Source organism: Paenibacillus sp. FSL W7-1332 (genome assembly GCF_037969785.1).
In the GTDB taxonomy this organism is placed as follows: Bacteria; Bacillota; Bacilli; order Paenibacillales; family Paenibacillaceae; genus Paenibacillus_AQ.
This window is the reverse complement of record NZ_CP150209.1, coordinates 4,346,341-4,365,930: the sequence shown is the minus strand read 5'-3', so window position 1 is coordinate 4,365,930 and position 19,590 is coordinate 4,346,341. Positions and strand designations below refer to the sequence as shown.

At 54.9% G+C, this 19,590-nt stretch carries 14 protein-coding genes; 13 read left to right on the top strand and 1 reads right to left on the bottom strand.

Features of this window, described 5'->3' with window-relative positions; all coding sequences use genetic code 11:
* The first annotated feature begins 150 nt into the window (after positions 1 to 150).
* The 12 genes from MKX98_RS19450 (at position 151) to MKX98_RS19395 (ending at position 16,662) form a co-directional block, all read left to right on the top strand.
* Positions 151 to 1,779, top strand: a complete 1,629-nt coding sequence (locus MKX98_RS19450; RefSeq protein ID WP_220684863.1) for an extracellular solute-binding protein — start codon at positions 151 to 153, stop codon at positions 1,777 to 1,779.
* Between the two features lie 92 nt (positions 1,780 to 1,871).
* Entirely contained in the window at positions 1,872 to 2,774 is a 903-nt protein-coding gene (locus tag MKX98_RS19445) for an ABC transporter permease subunit (RefSeq protein WP_220687382.1), read from the top strand.
* A 26-nt stretch (positions 2,775 to 2,800) separates the two neighbouring features.
* Positions 2,801 to 3,676 (top strand): carbohydrate ABC transporter permease, encoded by an 876-nt coding sequence (locus tag MKX98_RS19440; RefSeq protein ID WP_339217961.1) that lies wholly within the window; start codon positions 2,801 to 2,803, stop codon positions 3,674 to 3,676.
* 27 nt (positions 3,677 to 3,703) lie between these two features.
* Positions 3,704 to 5,473, top strand: coding sequence for a hypothetical protein (locus tag MKX98_RS19435; protein ID WP_339217959.1), 1,770 nt, complete (start codon positions 3,704 to 3,706; stop codon positions 5,471 to 5,473).
* A complete protein-coding gene (locus MKX98_RS19430) occupies positions 5,470 to 7,695 on the top strand; it encodes a glycoside hydrolase family 88 protein (RefSeq protein ID WP_339217957.1) in 2,226 nt (741 codons plus the stop codon). The genes MKX98_RS19435 and MKX98_RS19430 overlap by 4 nt, the downstream gene beginning before the upstream one ends.
* A gap of 135 nt (positions 7,696 to 7,830) precedes the next feature.
* Positions 7,831 to 9,696, top strand: a complete 1,866-nt coding sequence (gene iolD / locus MKX98_RS19425) for a 3D-(3,5/4)-trihydroxycyclohexane-1,2-dione acylhydrolase (decyclizing) (RefSeq protein WP_220684866.1) — start codon at positions 7,831 to 7,833, stop codon at positions 9,694 to 9,696.
* A 23-nt stretch (positions 9,697 to 9,719) separates the two neighbouring features.
* Positions 9,720 to 10,628 carry a myo-inosose-2 dehydratase gene (gene iolE, locus MKX98_RS19420; protein WP_194543206.1) on the top strand — a complete coding sequence of 303 codons (909 nt, stop codon included), beginning with the start codon at positions 9,720 to 9,722 and terminating at the stop codon, positions 10,626 to 10,628.
* 237 nt (positions 10,629 to 10,865) lie between these two features.
* Positions 10,866 to 11,879 carry a 5-dehydro-2-deoxygluconokinase gene (gene iolC, locus MKX98_RS19415; RefSeq protein ID WP_220684867.1) on the top strand — a complete coding sequence of 338 codons (1,014 nt, stop codon included), beginning with the start codon at positions 10,866 to 10,868 and terminating at the stop codon, positions 11,877 to 11,879.
* A gap of 97 nt (positions 11,880 to 11,976) precedes the next feature.
* The gene (locus MKX98_RS19410) at positions 11,977 to 13,422 is read left to right on the top strand and encodes a CoA-acylating methylmalonate-semialdehyde dehydrogenase (protein WP_339217955.1); all 1,446 of its coding nucleotides are present in this window, start codon (positions 11,977 to 11,979) and stop codon (positions 13,420 to 13,422) included.
* Positions 13,423 to 13,446: 24 nt separating this feature from the next.
* The gene (gene iolG / locus MKX98_RS19405; protein ID WP_339217953.1) at positions 13,447 to 14,478 is read left to right on the top strand and encodes an inositol 2-dehydrogenase; all 1,032 of its coding nucleotides are present in this window, start codon (positions 13,447 to 13,449) and stop codon (positions 14,476 to 14,478) included.
* Between the two features lie 224 nt (positions 14,479 to 14,702).
* On the top strand, positions 14,703 to 15,503 hold the full coding sequence (gene iolB / locus MKX98_RS19400; RefSeq protein WP_339217951.1) for a 5-deoxy-glucuronate isomerase: 801 nt from the start codon (positions 14,703 to 14,705) through the stop codon (positions 15,501 to 15,503).
* A 148-nt stretch (positions 15,504 to 15,651) separates the two neighbouring features.
* Complete coding sequence (locus MKX98_RS19395) at positions 15,652 to 16,662, top strand: LacI family DNA-binding transcriptional regulator (protein WP_339217949.1); 1,011 nt, start codon at positions 15,652 to 15,654, stop codon at positions 16,660 to 16,662.
* A gap of 204 nt (positions 16,663 to 16,866) precedes the next feature.
* On the opposite strand, the gene MKX98_RS19390 is transcribed toward MKX98_RS19395, so the two are convergent.
* Entirely contained in the window at positions 16,867 to 17,703 is an 837-nt protein-coding gene (locus MKX98_RS19390; RefSeq protein ID WP_339217947.1) for an AraC family transcriptional regulator, read from the bottom strand.
* 200 nt (positions 17,704 to 17,903) lie between these two features.
* On the opposite strand from MKX98_RS19390, the gene MKX98_RS19385 reads away from it, so the two are divergent.
* Entirely contained in the window at positions 17,904 to 19,586 is a 1,683-nt protein-coding gene (locus MKX98_RS19385) for a glycoside hydrolase family 2 TIM barrel-domain containing protein (protein ID WP_339217945.1), read from the top strand.
* Positions 19,587 to 19,590 lie beyond the last annotated feature (4 nt).

Sequence of the window (19,590 nt, the reverse complement as noted above, 5' to 3'; positions counted from 1 at the left end):
CCTCTGAGGCATACTGAGGACACCCCACGGGTTAAGCGCTTACATGAATGGATCCCAAAGCAGCGCAGGGATGTATCCGCAGGATATATTCAATTAAGAGAACGGCGCGAACGGTAGGGCAATATCAAAATAAGAAAAGGGGATGTAACTATGGCGGCAAGCAAGAAAAAATGGGGCAAGCTCGCAAAGCTCTCGCTCGTCATGCTATTGGCTGGAACGGTCGTATTATCCGGGTGTTCATCAGACTCGGGCGGCAGCACCAATACTTCAAGCGGAAGCGGAGATTCCGGCTCTAAGGATGGTAAGCAGGTCACGCTGAAGGTCGAAATATTTGATCGCGGCAATACACCGAAGCCATACACCATAACCGACAGCTACCTAACGAGATACATCCAGGACAACTTTGGAACTCCTAACAACATTAAGATGGAATTTGTACCGGTACCCCGTTCGGAGGAGATCAAGAAGCTGAACGTTCTGATGGCCAGCGGCGGCAACGTGCCGGATATTGTTTTTACGTACGACACCCCTACCTTCAATCGCTACGCGGAGCAGGGCGGACTGACGGAACTGACCGATCTGATCAACGAGCACGGTCCGAACCTGAAGGAATTCCTCGATGAGGACGCGATGAGTTACGGCCAGTACATGGGCAAACAGTTTGCCGTTCCTGGAAAGCGGGCTTTCCTGGGTAAGTATTCTTCCTTTATCCGTACCGACTGGTTAGAGAAGCTCGGGATGGACGTGCCACAAACCACGGATGAGCTGTACGAGGTCTTGAAAGCTTTCAAAGAAAAGGATCCGGGCGAAACCGGCGGCAAGGTCATTCCTTTCGGCATGACAATCGAACCGGCTCAATACGATCCGTTAATCTGGTCCTTTATCCAGCCGACCACGGATGAACAGAAGTACACGCAGCTCCAAAAGCTCGGAGCGAATGACTACCCGACCCTGCTTCCGGGCTTCAAGGATGCGCTTCAATTCTTCAACAAGCTGTACAATGAGGGGCTGATCAGCCGTGACTTCAGTTTGGACGAAGACAAGAAGCAGTTGACCCAGGATGTAACGAATGGCCTCACTGGTTTCCTGACAGAGGATTATCCGAACTTGTACTATGCGGACGGCACCTATGATACGCTGCTGAAAAACCAGCCGGATGCCAAACTGGAACCGATCGATCCATTCACCAACTCCGAAGGCAAGCGCGCGAAGCCCGAATATGCGCCAAACGGCATGTATATCATGATTCCGAAAACAAGCAGCCATGCTGTGGAAGCGATTAAATACCTGAATTGGATGGCCGATCCTGCCAATCTGCTGGCTCTGCAAAACGGCGTGGAAGGCGAAAACTATGAAATGGTGGACGGCATTCCCGTCATGAAGACCGACGCTCCTCAAGATGTGATTGATCGTCTTTACAACTCCGGCGACATTGCCATTATCGCTAACGGTAACTTTGTTGGCGACGAGGCACAGAACCGGGAGAAGCTGACGACCAACTTCCCGGAGAAGTTCCAGGATCTGCACCGCAAGGCCGTCGAAATAGCGGCAACGGATACGTTTAAGCCGGTCAACTTTGACCGACCGATCGAAGCCGAAGCGAAATACGGCACGAACCTCCAAGCCAAATACGAAGAGATGATCGTAAAGACGGCGATGGCCAAACCGGAAGACTTCGAGAAAGTGTTCGAAGCTACGATGAAGGATTACATGGTCAGCGGCGGCCAGGCGATTCTTGATGAGCGGACCAAGGTTTATCAGGAGATGCAATCCAAATAAAGATACTCCGCAGCGGGACAAGGAAAGGACGGCTATATACAAGAGGCCGTCCCTTCGCTCCCGGCGTCATGAGCAAGGAGAGGATGATTCAGATGAGAGGAACCGTTTACCTGCGCCGGTACTGGCAATTATATGCACTGCTTGTTCTGCCTTTGGTCTACTTTATCATTTTCAAATACGGCCCAATGTGGGGCGTTCAGATTGCTTTTAAGGATTTCAATTTCTTCCAGGGCATCACCGGAAGCGAATGGATTGGACTGGATGCCTTCCGAGAAGTCTTCCAGACACAGGACTTTTATAAAACACTGCGCAACACACTGATGCTCAATCTGCTGGATCTCTTGGTGTCATTTCCGGCCCCGTTGATTCTGGCGATTATGCTGCATGAACTCCGAATCCGATGGTTCAAACGTTTATCCCAAACGATATTGTATATTCCCCATTTTATTTCATGGGTTATTATAGGCGGCATTGTATACCAGGTGTTTGGTACGCAATCCGGCATGATCAACAATATGCTGATGGCGCTCGGCTTTGATTCGGTGCCTTTTCTAACCGAAAAAAATACATGGCTCATCACCTACCTGGCGACGGGTGTATGGCAGAGCGCAGGCTGGGGAACCATCCTCTATCTGGCTGCCTTAACCGGGATCAACAAGGAGCTGTTTGAAGCGGCGGAAGTGGACGGGGCAGGCAGGTTTAAACGAATCTGGTATATCACGCTGCCGGGCTTGAAGACGACGATTGTAACGCTCCTCATCATCAACCTCGGGAATATGATCTCGATCGGTTTTGACCGTCCGTTTGTCATCGGCAATAAAGCGGTCATGGATTACTCCGACGTGCTGAGTACCTATGTGTACCGGACCGGTTTGGAATCCGGGCAGTATACGCTGGCGACGGTGGTCGGCCTGTTCCAGGCTGTCGTTGGCTTGGTCTTTATCCTTGGAGCCAACTATGCATCCAAAAAACTGACGGACGAGTCCATCATTTAACGTTTTTGCAGAAAGGAGTATCACTCATGAGCGAGCGTGTGTCGAACCGCGTTTTTGATACCGTAAACATCATCCTGCTTGCACTTTTTGTTCTTATTTGCCTGGCACCCTTTTTCCATATTATCGCCATCTCCTTCAGCTCAAATCGTGCAGTAACGTCAGGTGACGTGACTTTGTTTCCGGTAGAGTTCAGCCTTCAGGCTTATAAATCCGTATTCTCGGATTCCAGCATGATCCGGTCTCTCGGCTTTACGGTCATGCTCACATTGCTGACGACGGTGCTGTGCATGATCATGACGATGATTGCCGCTTATCCACTGACAAAAAAGAAGCTGAAAGGCCGCAAAATCTTCATGTTTATCATCATTGTGACCATGTTCTTCAGCGGGGGCATTATCCCGGAATACATTCTCGTGAAAGACCTGAATTTGCTGGATACGATATGGTCCCTGGTTCTTCCGGGACTGATCAGTCCGTTCTATCTGATTATCCTGATCTCCTTCTTTAACGGAATTCCGGAAAGTCTTGAGGAAGCGGCCGAGATTGACGGCACCAGCCAGATCGGAACGATGCTTCGGATTATTCTGCCGCTGTCATTGCCGGTCATAGCAACGCTAAGCCTGTTCTATGCGGTCGGGCGCTGGAACGGATTTCAGGACACGCTGTTGTACATTACAAGCGAAGAGCTGTATCCGCTCCAGCTGAAGCTGTATCAATTGGTACAGAACAATATGATAACGGATCTGACTCGTAACGAGGGACCTGCAGCGGGTGTCAGAGCAACCACGGAAAGCTTGAAAGCGGCCAGCGTCGTATTTGCCACGGTGCCGATTCTAATCGTGTATCCATGGCTGCAGCGTTACTTCGTCAGCGGCGTGATGCTGGGAGCCGTGAAGGGTTAAGGACGACGGATATCAGGAGGATTGTATATGTATAACAAAGTTTTTGAAGTCAATGACGGCTGGGTTCGGGAGGGGACGGACCGCCAGATTATGGAGCAGGCACATCGCTGGTATGGCGGGGTTCGTACCTTGGAGAACGGTTTGCCCTCACCCAACCATAACAGCGGGACACCGACCGCCATGGCGATCTGGGCCGCCGCGCTTTGCAATCCGGCATCCGAGTATTACCGCAATCACGAGCTCGCCCGTCGGATTGCGCTTGCTGCGCGCTATATGCTTGCGGCTCAGCATAGCGACGGCACGATTTCGCCCGGGTGGACGAATTTCCATTCTCCTCCGGATACCGCCTTCGTGGTGGTTGGTTACGCGCAAACCGCGCAGCTGCTTATGGCTGACGGCTGGGAGGACTTGAAGGAAACGGCGGCGGATATGCTCCTGTTCCTGGAACGGACCTTGCCCGCGCTGATTACCGGAGGCTGCCATACGCCGAATCATCGGTGGGTCATCTGCGCGGCGCTGGGCTTCTTGAATGAGCTCTTTGATTCGCACGACGCCTTGAAGCGGGCGGAGGAGTGGCTCGCCGAAGGCATGGATGCCACGGCGGACGGGGAATGGACCGAGCGCAGCAACGGGATCTACAACGTCGTCAGCGACGTCATGCTGATTCATGCGGCCAGGTTGCTGAAGCGTCCGGAGCTTCTGATCCCGGTCCGTGCCAATTTGAAGATGATGTCCTATCTGGTTCACCCGGACGGGAAGATTGTCACCGAATATTCCGGGCGGCAGGATTTTGGTCAAAGCTTCGATATGTCGGGATATTTTCTGCCGTGTCTGATGATGGCCTCGCTGGACCGTGATCCGGTATTTCAGGGGATGGCGGAACAGTCGCTGTCTCTGCTGAAGCATCCCGGCGGAGCACCGACCAACGCAGCCGTTCGGCTGCTCTTGGATCCGGGGCTAAAGCGCCAGGGTGCGGAGATAACGCCGATGCCGGAGCATTATCGCGTCGTGCTGAACGGAGAATTTCCAAGGGAGCGCTACCTGTCCGGGTTTGCAGGTGCCGGTCATCACGGTGTCATCCGTTACAGCCGGATGCATACGGATTTTGGCGCTCCGGTCGCCCGAATCCGTGCAGGACATACCAGCGTGACCGTCAGCACGGAAATGTCCTCCTTCTTTTCTATTCGTCATGGAGCGGCTCGTTTGCTGGGTGTGCAGTTCGCCTCCTACTTCGACCCCGGCTTTGTCAAGATGAGCCGGATGGCGACGTTGGAGGATGGGTATCGGCTATCCGGCGAACAGGAGAAGGGCTACAACGGGCCGGTGCCGGAAGCCGATCTGCCTGCAAGCACCAAGGCAGACATCAGCCCTTGGTATCTGCTGCCGCATCACCGCCGTCCCCAGACGCATGTGCAGCAGCATAAGGTGGGGGTGGACGTGCTGGAAACCGTTGATGGCTGGAAGCTGGTCATTTCCTCGACGGAGCCGGAGGAAGTCGTATCGCAGATCTCGCTCATATTTCCGGCAGCTGGAGCCCTTAGCGGTGGAGAGCTTGCTCCCGCCGGCGTGGATGCTCAGTTCTGGATGGAAGGGAGCATTCGCTACGAGATGGACGGCGAGTGGATGGAAATTAGCGGCGGCGAATTTCAGCACACAGCGGCGGGCGTCCGGGAAGCGGTTTATCCGCTTGGGTGCCGAACGCTGCTGCTGAACGTGGTAACTCCGTTCGAGAAGGAGATTCACATCAAGCTTTCTCCGGCAGAGCAAGCTCAAACGGAAGGAAGTGGAGCTTCATGACAAGCTATATCGAAGCTCGTGAGAGCATCCGGTATTGGTTGGGTGATGATGATGCCGGAGTGCTGAAGACCATATCCGACCGCTACATTGGAGCGAACCCGGAAATTCCGTTCTCGCTGCGCTCGTTCGCTGAAACAGGTATTCTTCAGACCGAGGAAGGGTTCTATAATTTCAACTTCGGCGACCGGTTCCGGGATGCGAGGCCGGGGGACGCCGCCTATGCGCTTGGCTTGGTCTGGAGCGACGATGAGCGTTCGCTTGACGCCGGGATTATGCCGTTCAGCCCTGTACGGTTCTATCTGAACGATCAGCTGATGTACCGCTCGGGAGCCGAGGACGAGATGAAGCCGGATGCAAAAATCGTTGTTCCGCTTGTTCTGAAACCCGGCTGGAATACGCTGCTGATTGAGGCGTGCAGGACCGAAGCTGGCTTCGGCTGCCGATTTGGCGCCCAGGAGGGCAAGGTCAGAATTTTGCAGGTGTTATCCCCGTTTGCTGATCGGAAGGAAGCTGCCGGTTGGGCGTATGCCGGGCCGTTGACCGCCGGCATGTTCGGAGAAAGCGGTATCTTTCCGAATGCCCACGGAACTGAAGGCGAGACCGGTGTTAGCTGGCTCCCGGTCACAGGCTGGAGCGAGGAAGAAGCGGAGAAGCCGAATTTTGAGCGTATGTTTGGCTTGCCGAAGCTCCCGGTATCGGGTTATGCCTGGAGCCGATTGCATGTGCCGGCAGGCGTTGACTGTGTTGTGCTTAGAGGCCGCGCTCTGGGGCGGACGGAAGTATGGATCGACGGGAAACCCGTGTTGGATACTCAAGGGTGCGGCAATTTTGGCTGCGAGATTCCTGCTGCGGCCAGCCGAGGGGATCTTCTCGTACGATGCTCTAGTGGGCCATCCGGATGGGGATTTGAGCTTGAGGCCTATGGTTCAGAGAAAGAGCTGGACTTTGTGCTTCCGGTTCAAGTCCAGGGCGCACCTTCTCCGTGGCTATTTGCCGGGCCGCTGGCTGCAGAGAAGGAGGAAATACAGAAGGAGGTGTGTTCGGTACGACGGCTGTTCCCGCGCGCGGATAGCGGCGGTTTGACCGGCTGGTCCCTGGATGCGCCGGGCCGCCGGGTCAGGCCGTTCTATGAGAACGCAATGCTGAGCAACAAATGGACCTCCGGTTCTGCCACCAATTTCGGGCGCTGGGACTATCCGCTTGGGGTGACGATGTACGGCCTGCTTCAGACGTCGCGAATCCTGAAGCGGCCGGATATTGCGAAATTTGCTCACGCGCACATCGACATCTGTACATCATGGTATGAATACGCCGTTTGGGATCGGGATACGTATGGATTTCCGTCGATTAACCATCAGTTGGTGCTGATCAAAATGCTGGACAACTGTGGTTCCTTCGGCTCTGCGATGCTGGAAGCATACACGGAAAGCGGTAACCCGGACTATTTGAATGTGGCGGAAGTGATTGCGGACTTTATGACGAACCGCCTGGAACGTCGGGAAGACGGCGCCTTCTACCGTCTCTGCATCTCGGAGTACTCTGCGGATACGATGTGGGCGGATGATCTGTACATGAGCACGCCTTTCTTGTCGCGGTACGCCGAAATTACAGGCGATTCCTCTTATCTGGATGACGCGGCCCATCAGTTTTTGAGGTATCGGGAGTATCTGTTTATGCCGGAGGAAGGCGTGATGAGCCACGTGTTTGACTTCAAATACGGGAAGGCGACCCGAATTCCTTGGGGGCGTGGAAACGGCTGGAGCCTGTTCTCCTTGTCCGAGCTGCTTGAACGCCTGCCGGGGGAGCATAAGGACCGACCGGCCCTGCTTGGATTCTACCGTGAGATGTGTGCCGGGATCGCTTCCTACCAGGGAGAGTCAGGGCTCTGGAGACAAGTCATTACTGATCCGGAAGTATATGAGGAAGCATCCTGTACAGCTATGTTCGCCTATGCCTTTGCCAGAGGCGTGAGGTTCGGCTGGCTGGAGAATCCCGCACCGTTCGCCGATGCAGCCATTCGGGCATGGCAGGGGCTGACCGGAAAAGCCATCGATCGCCGCGGCAGCGTGCACGGGGTATGCAGCGGATCCCGTTATTCCTTTACCGGGGATTATTACAAGCATGACCTGCTCACCGTGGTGAATGACAATCACGGGACCGGCATCATGATGCTGGCGGGCGCGGAAATCATAAAATTGAAAGGCATGCTGGGCGGCAAGTAAGGCATACACTTTCTTTAAAGCGCTTAACCCTTAGTTGGTTAGGCGCATAGATCTAATAGGTTAAGCGCTTAATTCACATAACGTTTCTTTCTTAGGCTGCAATGAAGATGAAAAGTTGAAAAGGAGATGAACCGGTTGACGACGACACGATTAACGATGGCACAGGCGCTGCTGAAGTTTTTGGATGCACAGTACGTTTCCGTCGATGGAGTGGAGACGAAATTCGTGCATGGGGTAATGGGAATATTCGGACACGGCAATGTAACCGGTCTTGGCGAGGCCTTGGAACGAAGCGCGGGTGACCTGGTTTATGTTCAAGGCAAAAATGAGCAGGGCATGGTGCATACCGCTGCGGCATACGCGAAGCAAAAGAACCGGCGGCAGATCTGGGCCTGCACCTCGTCCATCGGACCCGGTGCGCTCAATATGGTCACCGCGGCAGCTACGGCAACGGTGAATCGCATCCCGGTGCTGCTGCTGCCTGGCGATAACTTCGCCTGCCGCCAGCCTGATCCGGTGCTGCAGCAGATAGAGGCCCCGTCGGATTATACGGTATCGGCCGCAGATGCTTTCAAGCCGGTGAGCCGGTACTGGGATCGGATATCCCGGCCGGAGCAGCTTATCGCGGCCGCCCGCCAGGCGATCCGTGTGCTTACTGATCCGGCGGAGACGGGAGCGGTTACGCTGGCGCTGCCTCAGGACGTGCAGGCTGAGGCGTACGATTATCCGGATTCGCTGTTTGAGAAAACGGTGCACGTCATCGACCGCCGCCCGCCGTCGGCGGAGCGACTGAAGCGTGCGGCGGGACGGATTGCAGCCAGCAAGCGTCCGCTCATCATTGCCGGAGGAGGCGTGCACTACAGTGATGCAGCCACCGACCTGGCTGCATTTGCGGAAGCTTTCGGCATCCCGGTCGCAGAAACGCAGGCCGGCAAAAGTGCGCTTCCCTGGAACCACCCCCTGAACCTGGGCGCCATGGGCGTAACGGGCTCGTTGGCGGCAAATCGCGCTGCCGCTAAGGCCGATCTGATTATCGGTATCGGCACCCGATATTCGGACTTTACCACGTCCTCCAAATGGGCGTTTCAAAGGGAGGATGTATCGTTCCTGAACCTGAATGTCAACGGTGCGGATGGCGCCAAGCTCGGCGGCGAAGCGCTGATTGCCGATGCGAAGGAAGGGTTGAAAGCGCTGCACCAGGAGCTGTCTCGGGTTGGCTATCAAGCGGGTTACGAAGATCGAGAGCTTGCCGATTTGAAAGCAGCGTGGGACTGCGAGGTGGACCGCTTGTACGCTGCCGAGCATCCGGACGGCTTGTCTCAGACAAGAGCCCTTGGCGTCATCAATGAGGTCATCTCCCCATCTTCCATCATCGTCTGTGCCGCAGGCAGCCTTCCGGGAGACTTGCACCGGTTATGGAGACCTTCCGAACCGAAGACGTACCACATGGAGTATGGCTTCTCCTGCATGGGGTATGAGGTGAGCGGCGCCTTGGGAGCCGCTCTCGCGGAGCCGGACCGTGAAGTCTATGCGCTGGTCGGCGACGGCAGTTACCTGATGCTGCACTCGGAGCTGATCACCAGCTTGCAGGAAGGCCGCAAGATTACGATATTGCTGTTCGACAACCACGGATTCCAATGTATTCATAATCTGCAGCGGAGCAACGGCAGCGATGGGTTTGGCAATGAGTTCCGACGCCGCGAAGTGGGGACGGGTCGCTTGACAGGTGAATACCTCCCGATTGATTTCGCGGCACACGCTCGTGCGCTTGGGGCTAAAGCCTACAAGGCCAACTCGCCGGAAGCACTGCATGAAGCACTTCTCCTGGCGCAGAAGGAAACCGTCACGACGCTGATCGAGATTCCGGTCGTTCCGGGGACGAACACCGATGGTTATGAATCCTGGTGGCGCGTAGAGGTGCCGGAGGTGTCGGCCTCAGGCAAGGTAACCGAAGCGCAGCGCCAGATGGCTGCCCGAAGCAAGGAAGCAAGACTCTACTAAACCACACAAAGGAGGCGCTGGTTATGAGTAACAGGCTGTTCAAGCTGGGGATCCACCCCATCAACTGGGTCGGCGAGGATGTAAGGGAGCATGGGGACGACACGACCTTTGAGATGATTGTAGATGATATTGCGGCTTTGGGACTGACAGGTACGGAGATGGGAAGAAAATTCCCCAAGGATCGGACGATACTGAAACGGGAGCTGGATGCGCGCGGCATTCAGCTGGTTTCCCAGTGGAAGTCGGTGCTGTTCTCTGATCCCGATTACCGGAAGCAGGAGCTGGAGGATTACCGGCGGCACGCGGAGTTTCTGGCCGGATTCGGCAGCAAAGTCATCAGCACGGCGGAGGTAGGGGGATCACTTCACTTCGATCCCCGACGGACGCCGAATGAGAGTATCGTTCTCCGTCTGGATGACGCCGGATGGGAAAGCCTGGCGGAAGGACTGAACCAGGCTGGCGAGATTGCGGCGAGTTATGGCATGAAGCTGGCTTACCATCACCATGGCGGCACGGTCGTGGAGCAGCCGGACGAAATCGACCGCCTGATGGCCATGACCGATCCTTCTCTGGTGTTTCTCCTGTACGATACCGGTCATGCCTATTACGGGGGAGCAGATCCGCTTGAACTGCTCCGCAAGCATTATGAGCGGATTGCGTACATCCATCTGAAGGATGTCCGGCTTGATGTTTTGGAGCAGGCACGACAGGCTCGGTGCGATTTTGTGAGCTGCATTCGCAGAGGCGTGTTCACGGTTCCGGGAGACGGCTGCATTGACTTTGCGCCGATTATCGGCGAGCTCGTCAAGCGCGGCTATGACGGTTGGGCGATGCTGGAGGGTGAACAGGACCCTGCACTGCATCCTGCCAAGGAGTACGCTCAGCAGGCCATCGAATACCTGGAACGGCTGGAAGGCCAGCAGAAACTATAGGGCTGAAGTTATGCGGCATGATCGTTGAAACCAGGCTCATGGCGATTCGACATCGCTCGAGAACACAGATAAAAGCATGCATAGCAGACTTCGGGCTTCGACGGTTAAGAGCTGTAGGTGATCAGGTGTCAAAGGATAAAGAATTGCAGGTAATTACGGCCATTGGAGAGTGGGAGCCATGCGTTTATTGGTGCTCGCAGCATGGGCCGATCTGATCAAGGAGAAGGAGGTTAATCCATGAGTGAAATCACGTTCAATAACGAAAAACCGGTGGATTTCGTGGCTGTAGGGAGGCTCTGCATCGACCTGAACGCCAATGAAATTAACCGGCCGATGGAGGAAACGAGCACGTTTACCAAGTACGTGGGCGGATCACCCGCCAACATCTGCATCGGGATGGCACGTCTGGGACTGAACACGGGCTTTATCGGCAAGGTTGCGGACGATCAGATGGGACGTTTTATTAAAAAATATCTTGAGAATAACGGGATTGCGACTCAAGGCGTGTCCACCGACTACACGGGAGCCGTGACGGGTCTGGCTTTTACCGAGATCAAGAGTCCCACCGACTGCAGCATTCTCATGTACCGCGACAACGCCGCGGACTTGCTGCTGGAGACAGGGGACGTGAACGAAGAGCTGATCGCCTCCGCCAAAATGGTGCTGATCTCCGGAACCGCGCTCGCGGCCAGTCCTTCCCGGGAAGCTGTGTTTCTGGCTCTGGACTATGCCAAGCGCCACGGGGCCGTAATCGCGTTTGACCTCGATTACCGTCCGTACACATGGAAATCTCCGCAGGAGACGGCGATCTACTACAATTTAGCGGCGGAAACATGCGATATTATCCTCGGCACACGCGAGGAGTTCGACATAATGGAGCAGTTCGGTGGCAACCCGGAACGAAGCGACCGCATCACGGCCGCCAAGTGGTTTGATTACAACGCCAAGATCGTCATTATCAAGCACGGCAAGGAAGGTTCCATTGCGTATACCCCTGGCGGTGCCAGCCATACGGCACAAAGCTTTCCGGCGAAGGTTATCAAGACGTTCGGAGCGGGGGATTCATACGCCGCCGGTTTTCTGTACGGCCTGATGCAAGGCTGGCCCATCGAGCGCTGCATGGAGTTCGGCAGCGCGGCGGCAAGCATTGTCATCTCCAGCCACAGCTGCTCCGATGCGATGCCGACGAGCGCGGCGGTTCACGATTATATCGAGCGCTGCAAGCGAGGCGAAATTACGTCCAATTCCTGAGCTTGGTTCATGGCCAGGAGCTATGTTGGAGATCTGTCATCACTGATGTTTCGTTCTGTTCTAATTTACTGATCCAATCGAAAGGGGCCAACCAGCCATGACGCAAACCCTGAGCAATTATATCGGCGGACAATTCGTTCCATCCCGATCCGAATCCACCGATCCCGTATACAATCCGGCGACGGAAGAGATCCTTGCTTACGTTCCTCTATCCACCAAAGAGGAGGTGGAACAGGCTGTGCAGGCGGCCGCCAAAGCGGGACGTGCCTGGGCCAAGACAGCTGTTCCTCGCCGCGCTCGCATTTTGTTCAAATATCAACAGCTGCTCGTGGAGCACTGGGAGGAGCTGGCACGCCTGATTACGGCGGAGAACGGCAAAAGCTATGCCGAAGCCTACGGCGAGGTGCAGCGCGGCATCGAATGCGTGGAGTTTGCGGCCGGTGCGCCTACGCTGATGATGGGCAAGCAGCTTCCCGACATCGCCACCAACCTGGAGTCCGGCATGTACCGGTATCCGATCGGCGTTGTGGCGGGGATCACGCCGTTCAACTTCCCGATGATGGTGCCGTGCTGGATGTTCCCGCTCGCCATCGCTTGCGGCAATGCGTTCGTGCTGAAGCCGTCGGAGCGCACGCCGCTCTTGGCTCAGCGTTTGGCGGAGCTGTTCGCCGATGCCGGTCTGCCGGACGGCGTTCTGAATATCGTCCACGGCGCTCATGATGTAGTCAACGGCATCTTGGAACATCCCGGCATTGCCGCTGTGTCCTTCGTCGGCTCCCAGCCGGTGGCAGAGTATGTGTACAAAACCGCTTCTTCCCACGGCAAGCGTGTGCAGGCCTTGGCCGGAGCGAAGAATCACAGCATCGTGATGCCGACTGCCGACTTGGATGGGGCCGTGACCCAGATCATCAGCGCGGCCTTCGGTTCTGCCGGCGAGCGCTGCATGGCCTGCTCCGTTGTCGTGGCCGTAGGCGACGTGGCGGAGCCGCTGCTGGAGAAGCTGAAGCAGGCGGCCGATGAGATTACCATCGGCAACGGAGCGGACGAAGGCGTCTTCCTCGGGCCGGTTATCAGGCGAGCTCACAAGGAGCGTACGATCTCTTATATTGAGGCGGGCGAGCAAGAAGGCGCCAAGCTGGTGCGCGACGGACGGAGCGATGAGGCCGTGAGGGGGGACGGATATTTTGTCGGACCGACGATTTTTGATGAGGTGACCAGCGAGATGAGGATTTGGAAGGACGAAATTTTTGCCCCCGTGCTGTCTGTCATGCGTGCGGAATCGCTGGAGGAAGCGATTGAAATTTCCAACCGCTCGGACTTTGCGAACGGGGCCTGCCTGTTCACGCAGAATGGCAGCGACGTGCGCCAGTTCCGTGAGCATATCGATGCCGGCATGCTTGGCGTCAACCTCGGCGTTCCAGCGCCGATGGCGTTCTTTCCGTTCTCTGGCTGGAAAAATTCTTTCTACGGGGATCTGCATGCGAATGGAACGGACGGCGTGGAGTTCTATACTCGCAAAAAAATGGTAACAGCGCGCTGGTAGCCTTTAAGCAGAGGAGACGTTCATATGAAAACCATTAATATCGGCATTATCGGTGCCGGACGAATCGGCAAAATCCATGCGGATCATCTGCTTCGCATGCCTGGTGCGAAAATTGCGGCCATCGGCGATTTGTTCGCCGGCGACGAGTTAAGGGCCTGGGCCGCGGAATGCGGCATTCCTATGGTTACGACTAATAGTAACGATATCATGGAACATCCGGATATCGATGCCGTGCTGATCTGCTCTTCGACGGATACGCATGTTCCGCTGATCAAGCAGGCCGCGGCGAACGGCAAGCATATTTTCTGCGAAAAACCGGTCAGCATGAGCGTGGATCAGACCCGTGAAGCGCTGGCGGCCGTGGAAGCGGCAGGCGTAAGTCTGCAGATCGGCTTTAACCGCCGGTTTGACCATAACTTCAGCCGGGTTCGGGAGATTGTGTCCGCAGGGAGAATCGGGGATACGCATCTGATCAAGATTACCTCGCGTGATCCGAGCCCGCCGCATCCGGATTACATTAAAGTGTCCGGCGGACTGTTTATGGATATGGCTATTCATGATTTCGACATCGCCCGTTTTTTATCGGGCAGCGAGGTGGTCGAAGTGTATGCCCAAGGAGCGGTACTCGTGGACCCTGCCATCGGAGAGCTGGGCGACATCGACACCGCCCTTACAACGCTGCGGTTTGAAAACGGAGCGCTCGGCGTCATCGACAACAGCCGCAAGGCCGTCTACGGTTATGATCAGCGGATCGAGGTGTTCGGCTCCGGCGGCTGCGTCTCCGCTGACAACGACTATCCCAGTACCGCCGTTGTCAGCGGTCCGGATGGCGTTACCCGCGACAAACCACTGTATTTCTTCCTGGAGCGGTACAAGGAAGCGTACATGAACGAGACGCGGCAATTTATCGATAGCTTGCATAACGGTACCGCGGTGCCAGTCAGCGGCCATGACGCCCTTCAGGCAGAGCTGATCGCCCTGGCAGCCAAGCGATCGCTCCAGCAGGGCCGCCCGGTGAAGCTGGCCGAGCTCACCGCCGGCATATCGGCAGGCTAAACCCGAAACCCGGAGGGGCTGTATTTGGCAGCGGGATGTCGAGAGGATGGCTAAGCTGGCTGAACAAGTAGACATCATCGTTTGTGTTCGCTAGCCTCCGGTATCTGCTTGAAATCGATATATGAGAAGCTGTCGCCCAAGCGCTGGAATATTTTACTCAAACGGGAGAGCTATCTGTTGGAGCTTCATCATTTGCGGAGACAGAAACAAAAAGGAGGAATACCATGCCGAACTTAATTGTACCCATAACGACGCCGGACCTGGACGGGCGCGTGCTATCCATAACGCCGCAAAGCGCAGGCTGGACATATGTGGGCTTTGAAGTATTCCGTTTACGGGAAGGACAGACGCTGAGACGAGTCACGGGAGATCAGGAAGCGGCTCTTGTTCTGTTAACCGGGCGAGCCGACGTGAAGGCCGGGGGAGAGAGCTGGCACAACATTGGCAAACGCATGAGCGTGTTTGAAAAGACGCCTCCCTATACGGTTTATGTGCCCTCCCAGAAACAGTTCCAGGTCACAGCACTAACTGAAATGGAGCTGGCGGTATGCCTTGCCCCGGGGCAAGGCACTCATCAGGCCCGTCTCATCGCGCCGGAAGAGGTCGGCGTGGAGAACCGCGGGAGCGGGAGCATGTCGCGTCTGGTGCATCATATTTTGCCGGAGCAAAAGCCTGCGGACAGTCTATTGGTGGTCGAGGTGTTTACGGACGGGGGCAACTGGTCCAGCTACCCGCCGCACAAGCATGACCGCGACGAGCTGCCGGAGGAATCGCTGCTGGAGGAAACCTACTACTTCCGGGTTCAGCCGGAATGCGGTTTTGCCGTTCAGCGGGTCTACACCGATGACCGTTCGCTGGACGAAACAATGGCGGTCAAAGACGGCGAGGCCGTTATGGTGCCTGAGGGCTACCATCCGGTATCCGCGCCTCCCGGATATGATGTGTACTATCTGAACGTCATGGCGGGGCCGAAGCGAATATGGAAATTCCGCAATGATCCGGATCATGATTGGCTTATGAGATAAAGCTGGAAATCATGGGACGTGTTATGGACCAGGATCCTAAGGTGTGCATGTCTGCAGGCAGTAATAACGACTAAACGGTCTTGCGCTAAACGAGATGAAAGCTCATAATAAATTGAAATGCCAAAATTAAACAAATGGAGTTCAAGGGATGATAAGAGCGACTATTTATGACGTTGCGCGCGAAGCCGGCGTCTCCATTGCCACCGTCTCTCACGTCATGAACGGCAAGGGCAAGATCAGTCGCGAACGGCGTGAGGAGATTCTCGATATCATGCAGCGCCTGAATTATCGGCCGAATGCGATTGCCTCAGCCCTCGCCGGCAAAAAAACCTATACCCTGGGATTGCTCGTCCCTGACATCTCGAACCCCTTTTTTGCCGAGATTGCACGATCGGTCGAGGATCACGGGCATCAGCTTGGATACAGCGTGATCATCTGCAGCACGGACAACCAGGAAGAGAAGGTAAAGCGCTATGTCAGCCTGCTGAGACAAAAGCAGGTGGACGGCGTTATTATCGGTACGGGCGTATCCCATGGCGAGCTGCTTAAGCCGCTTCAGGAGCATTCGCTGGCTATAGCGCTTATCGCTCGCGACAATCCGGCACTTGGCGCAAGCAGCGTTCGGGTTCATGACTTGGAAGGGGGCCGTCTGGCTGCTGAGCATCTGCTTCGTCTCGGTCACCGCAGGCTGGCGGTACTCGCCGAGCATGAACGGGTGACGAGCAGCAATGAGCGGGTAAGGGGTTTTGTCGAGGCTGCCGCCTTGCTCGGTTTGGAGCCGTCTCCCGACTATATGGCGGCCTGTGACCATAAGATCGAGGACGGATACCGCCGAGCCAAAGCTATTCTGGAGCTGGAGGAACCGCCCACGGCGCTGTTTTGCTGCAACGACCTGCTGGCGATCGGCGCCCTTCAGGCGATCCGCGAGCTCGGGCTGCGCGTTCCGGAGGACTGTTCGGTCGTCAGCTTTGACGATACGATTCTCGCCCGGGTAACCGATCCGCCGCTCACCGTTATTGCCCAGCCGATGGAACAGATGGGCCGCCTGGCGGTAGACCTTGTAGTCAGGAATCTGTCCAGCCAGGGAGAACCTCCACAGCGGATTGTGCTCCCCCCAGAGCTGGTCATCCGCCGATCCACGGCCCCGCCGCCGGGATAAAATTTTCTAGAGACAATCGGTTACACCAAGAATCATGTTCCAGTTAAAACGGACGACAGAGTCGTATTATGGGCAATGGCAGTTGATTTGCTGCTAGTGTTGAATAACGTCTCTAAAGTCCGTTTTTTGGTATACAATTTTATTTCGCTTACATAAGGTTTTCTTAGATTCGAGAGTATACGCCGATACACCAATCAGCAACAGTTACAGGGTAGAATGATTCGCATGTTTTGAGCTTTTTCGAAACGCTGCGGGAGCCATCCCTTTGTACTTATGAAATGCTTTACTGAAATGAAATTCATCATGATATCCGCATGCGTTGGCGATAACCCTCAATGTATACGACGTGTATGCCAAGTAACGCTCTGCATGCCGCATACGGATGTCGGTCAGGTAGTCCTTGGGAGAAACATGCAGATGCTTCATAAACAGCTTTCGCAAATATGACTCTGAAATGGCATGTTTCTTTGCTAAGGATCCAATATGAAGCGGATCGGCGTAATGGTCTTCGATGTCTGATTTTATCCTGTGATATGCCTCATATGCGGGCTCTATTAGAGACGGCTTGTTCTCCTGATGTAATTTGGCGATCATCCTTAGAAGCAGGGCGCTGCTTTCCAATTCACTATCCGTATTCCCGGGAACCCAAGCCCTTGTCAACTCGCTGAAACCATGGTCCATCCCGATGGCTTGCTCGCCTAGATAATGGGCCATAAATGGGATATCAAGCCGCTGAACGCTTTGAGGGAGCTGCCATTCAGACCGGGAATGTTGAAGACAGCAGCATTCAAATAGCACCATGCTTATGGTAAGAGGGGCTTCCGGAGCGTTTTTCATACGCATCTGCAAGCCTGGTTCCATATAAAACAGCATGCCTTGACTTACCGGATATGCTTGATCCGCATAGAAGATTCCGCTGCCTTCATGGATCCAGTAGAAACTGTGCACTGACGTATTATTACGGATATCAGACCAATCGGAAGAGGTTGTCTTTCGGAAGGTCCAGTTGATCCGCACAACCAAATCTCGAGCATCATACACGGCAGTCCAGCCTCCATCCTGATAGGTGATATATGAAAAGAATAACTCAGGATCGCAATAATCGCCAGGGATGCAAGGAGCGATTTTTACATGTTTTGTATCGGCTTTTCTATGGAGTACGCTGCATCAATAATCTAGTGTTTACTTATCGGATTTTTGAGGGGATCCTCAAAGCCGCATGATGGATAGGAGGAGAAGAAATGCTGCGATTATTTGATACCCACCATATTCGAAAGTGCAAGGAACTGGAGGGAATGTGGGAGTTTGCTCCAGTAGCCGGCATAGGGGAGCGACCAGCCAGTTACACTGACAAGCTGCCTGTTCCCGGTTGCTGGGAGATGCACCCACGCTTCGGAAACTATAGGGGAGTTGGGGTATACCGCAAGATCATCTCGCTGTCTCGAAAAACCAATTTGCGAATCGAATTCAAAGGGGTCAGCCACACGGCACATGTTTATTTCAACGGGGAATTGGCAGTCCGTCATTATAACGCATATACCGCCTTTGACATGGTCATCCCGGAAGTTCAAGCCGGTGAACATGAACTGCTGGTGTATGTGGATAATTCCTTTAACGAGGAATCGGCCCTTCATGTTCCTAACGATTACTATACGTACGGCGGCATTATTCGGCCGGTTGCCCTGGAGGAGATAAGCGATTTATACATTGAACACGTCATGTTCACTCCATATAAACAGGGCGGGGTTTGGCACGGTTCTTGGAAGGTAGTGATCCGAAACCTTGGAAGCCTTGTGAAGAAAGGATCACTCCGCGGTTCGCTGGCTGAGGTGGAGGGGGTGCTTGGAAGCTTTGAAGTGAAGCCAGGGGAGCGGGTCGAACGAATAGCCACCGTATCGTATCCAGGTGTGTTGGAATGGTCGCTGGACGACCCGAATTTGTATGTGCTGCGAGCGGTCCTTGCCGTTGATGGTACGGATTGCGATGATTGGCTGGACCGGATAGGCTTTCGCGAGATAACAACGCATCACGGAAAAATCCAATTGAACGGCCAGAATCTCGTGCTCAAAGGCGTTAACCGGCATGAGGACCATCCCATGGCCGGTTCCGCACTTCCGCTGCCCCTCATGGTAAAAGATGTGGACCTCATAATAGAGCTTGGTTGTAATTCCGTTCGGACGAGCCATTATCCGAACGATGAGCGATTTCTCGATCTATGCGATGAACGAGGGATTGCGGTGTGGGAAGAAAATCACGCCCGCGGTTTGAGTCTGGAGCAGATGCTGCACCCGAATTTCGGTTGGCAGAGCGAGCAGGTGACTCGTGAAATGGTGCAGCAGCATTTTAACCATCCGTCCATCCTGATATGGGCCATTCTGAATGAATGCGCCAGTAATACGGAGGAGGGGAGAGCTCACTACGCGAAGCAGCTAACCATTATTCGGGAGCTTGATCCAAGTAGGCCCCGGTCCTTCGCTTCCCATCACCGTGATCAGGAGAAATGTTTTGATTTGGCGGAGATCGTGTCATTCAATCTCTATCCAGGCTGGTATACCGACGAGAATCCTGGGGAACTGGCGGATCTGGCCAGAAGCTGGGCAGATGCGCTCGGCGGAGAAGGTAAACCGATGATTATGAGTGAATTCGGAGGGGACGGGTTCTACGGATTCCGCAGTCCGAATCGGGAGAAAGGCTCCGAGGAGCGTCAGGCCGATATTATCGCGAGCAATCTGAAGGCATACATGGAGCGCGAATACATTTCCGGGATGTTCATATGGCAATTTAGCGATTGCCGCGTGACGGAAGGGCTTGGTTGGCTGCTGAATCGTTCATGCACGCGGAACAGCAAAGGCATCGTGGATGAATATCGGCGTCCGAAGCTGGCGTATGAAACCGTTCGAAGACTTTTTATGGGAGAATCATAATATT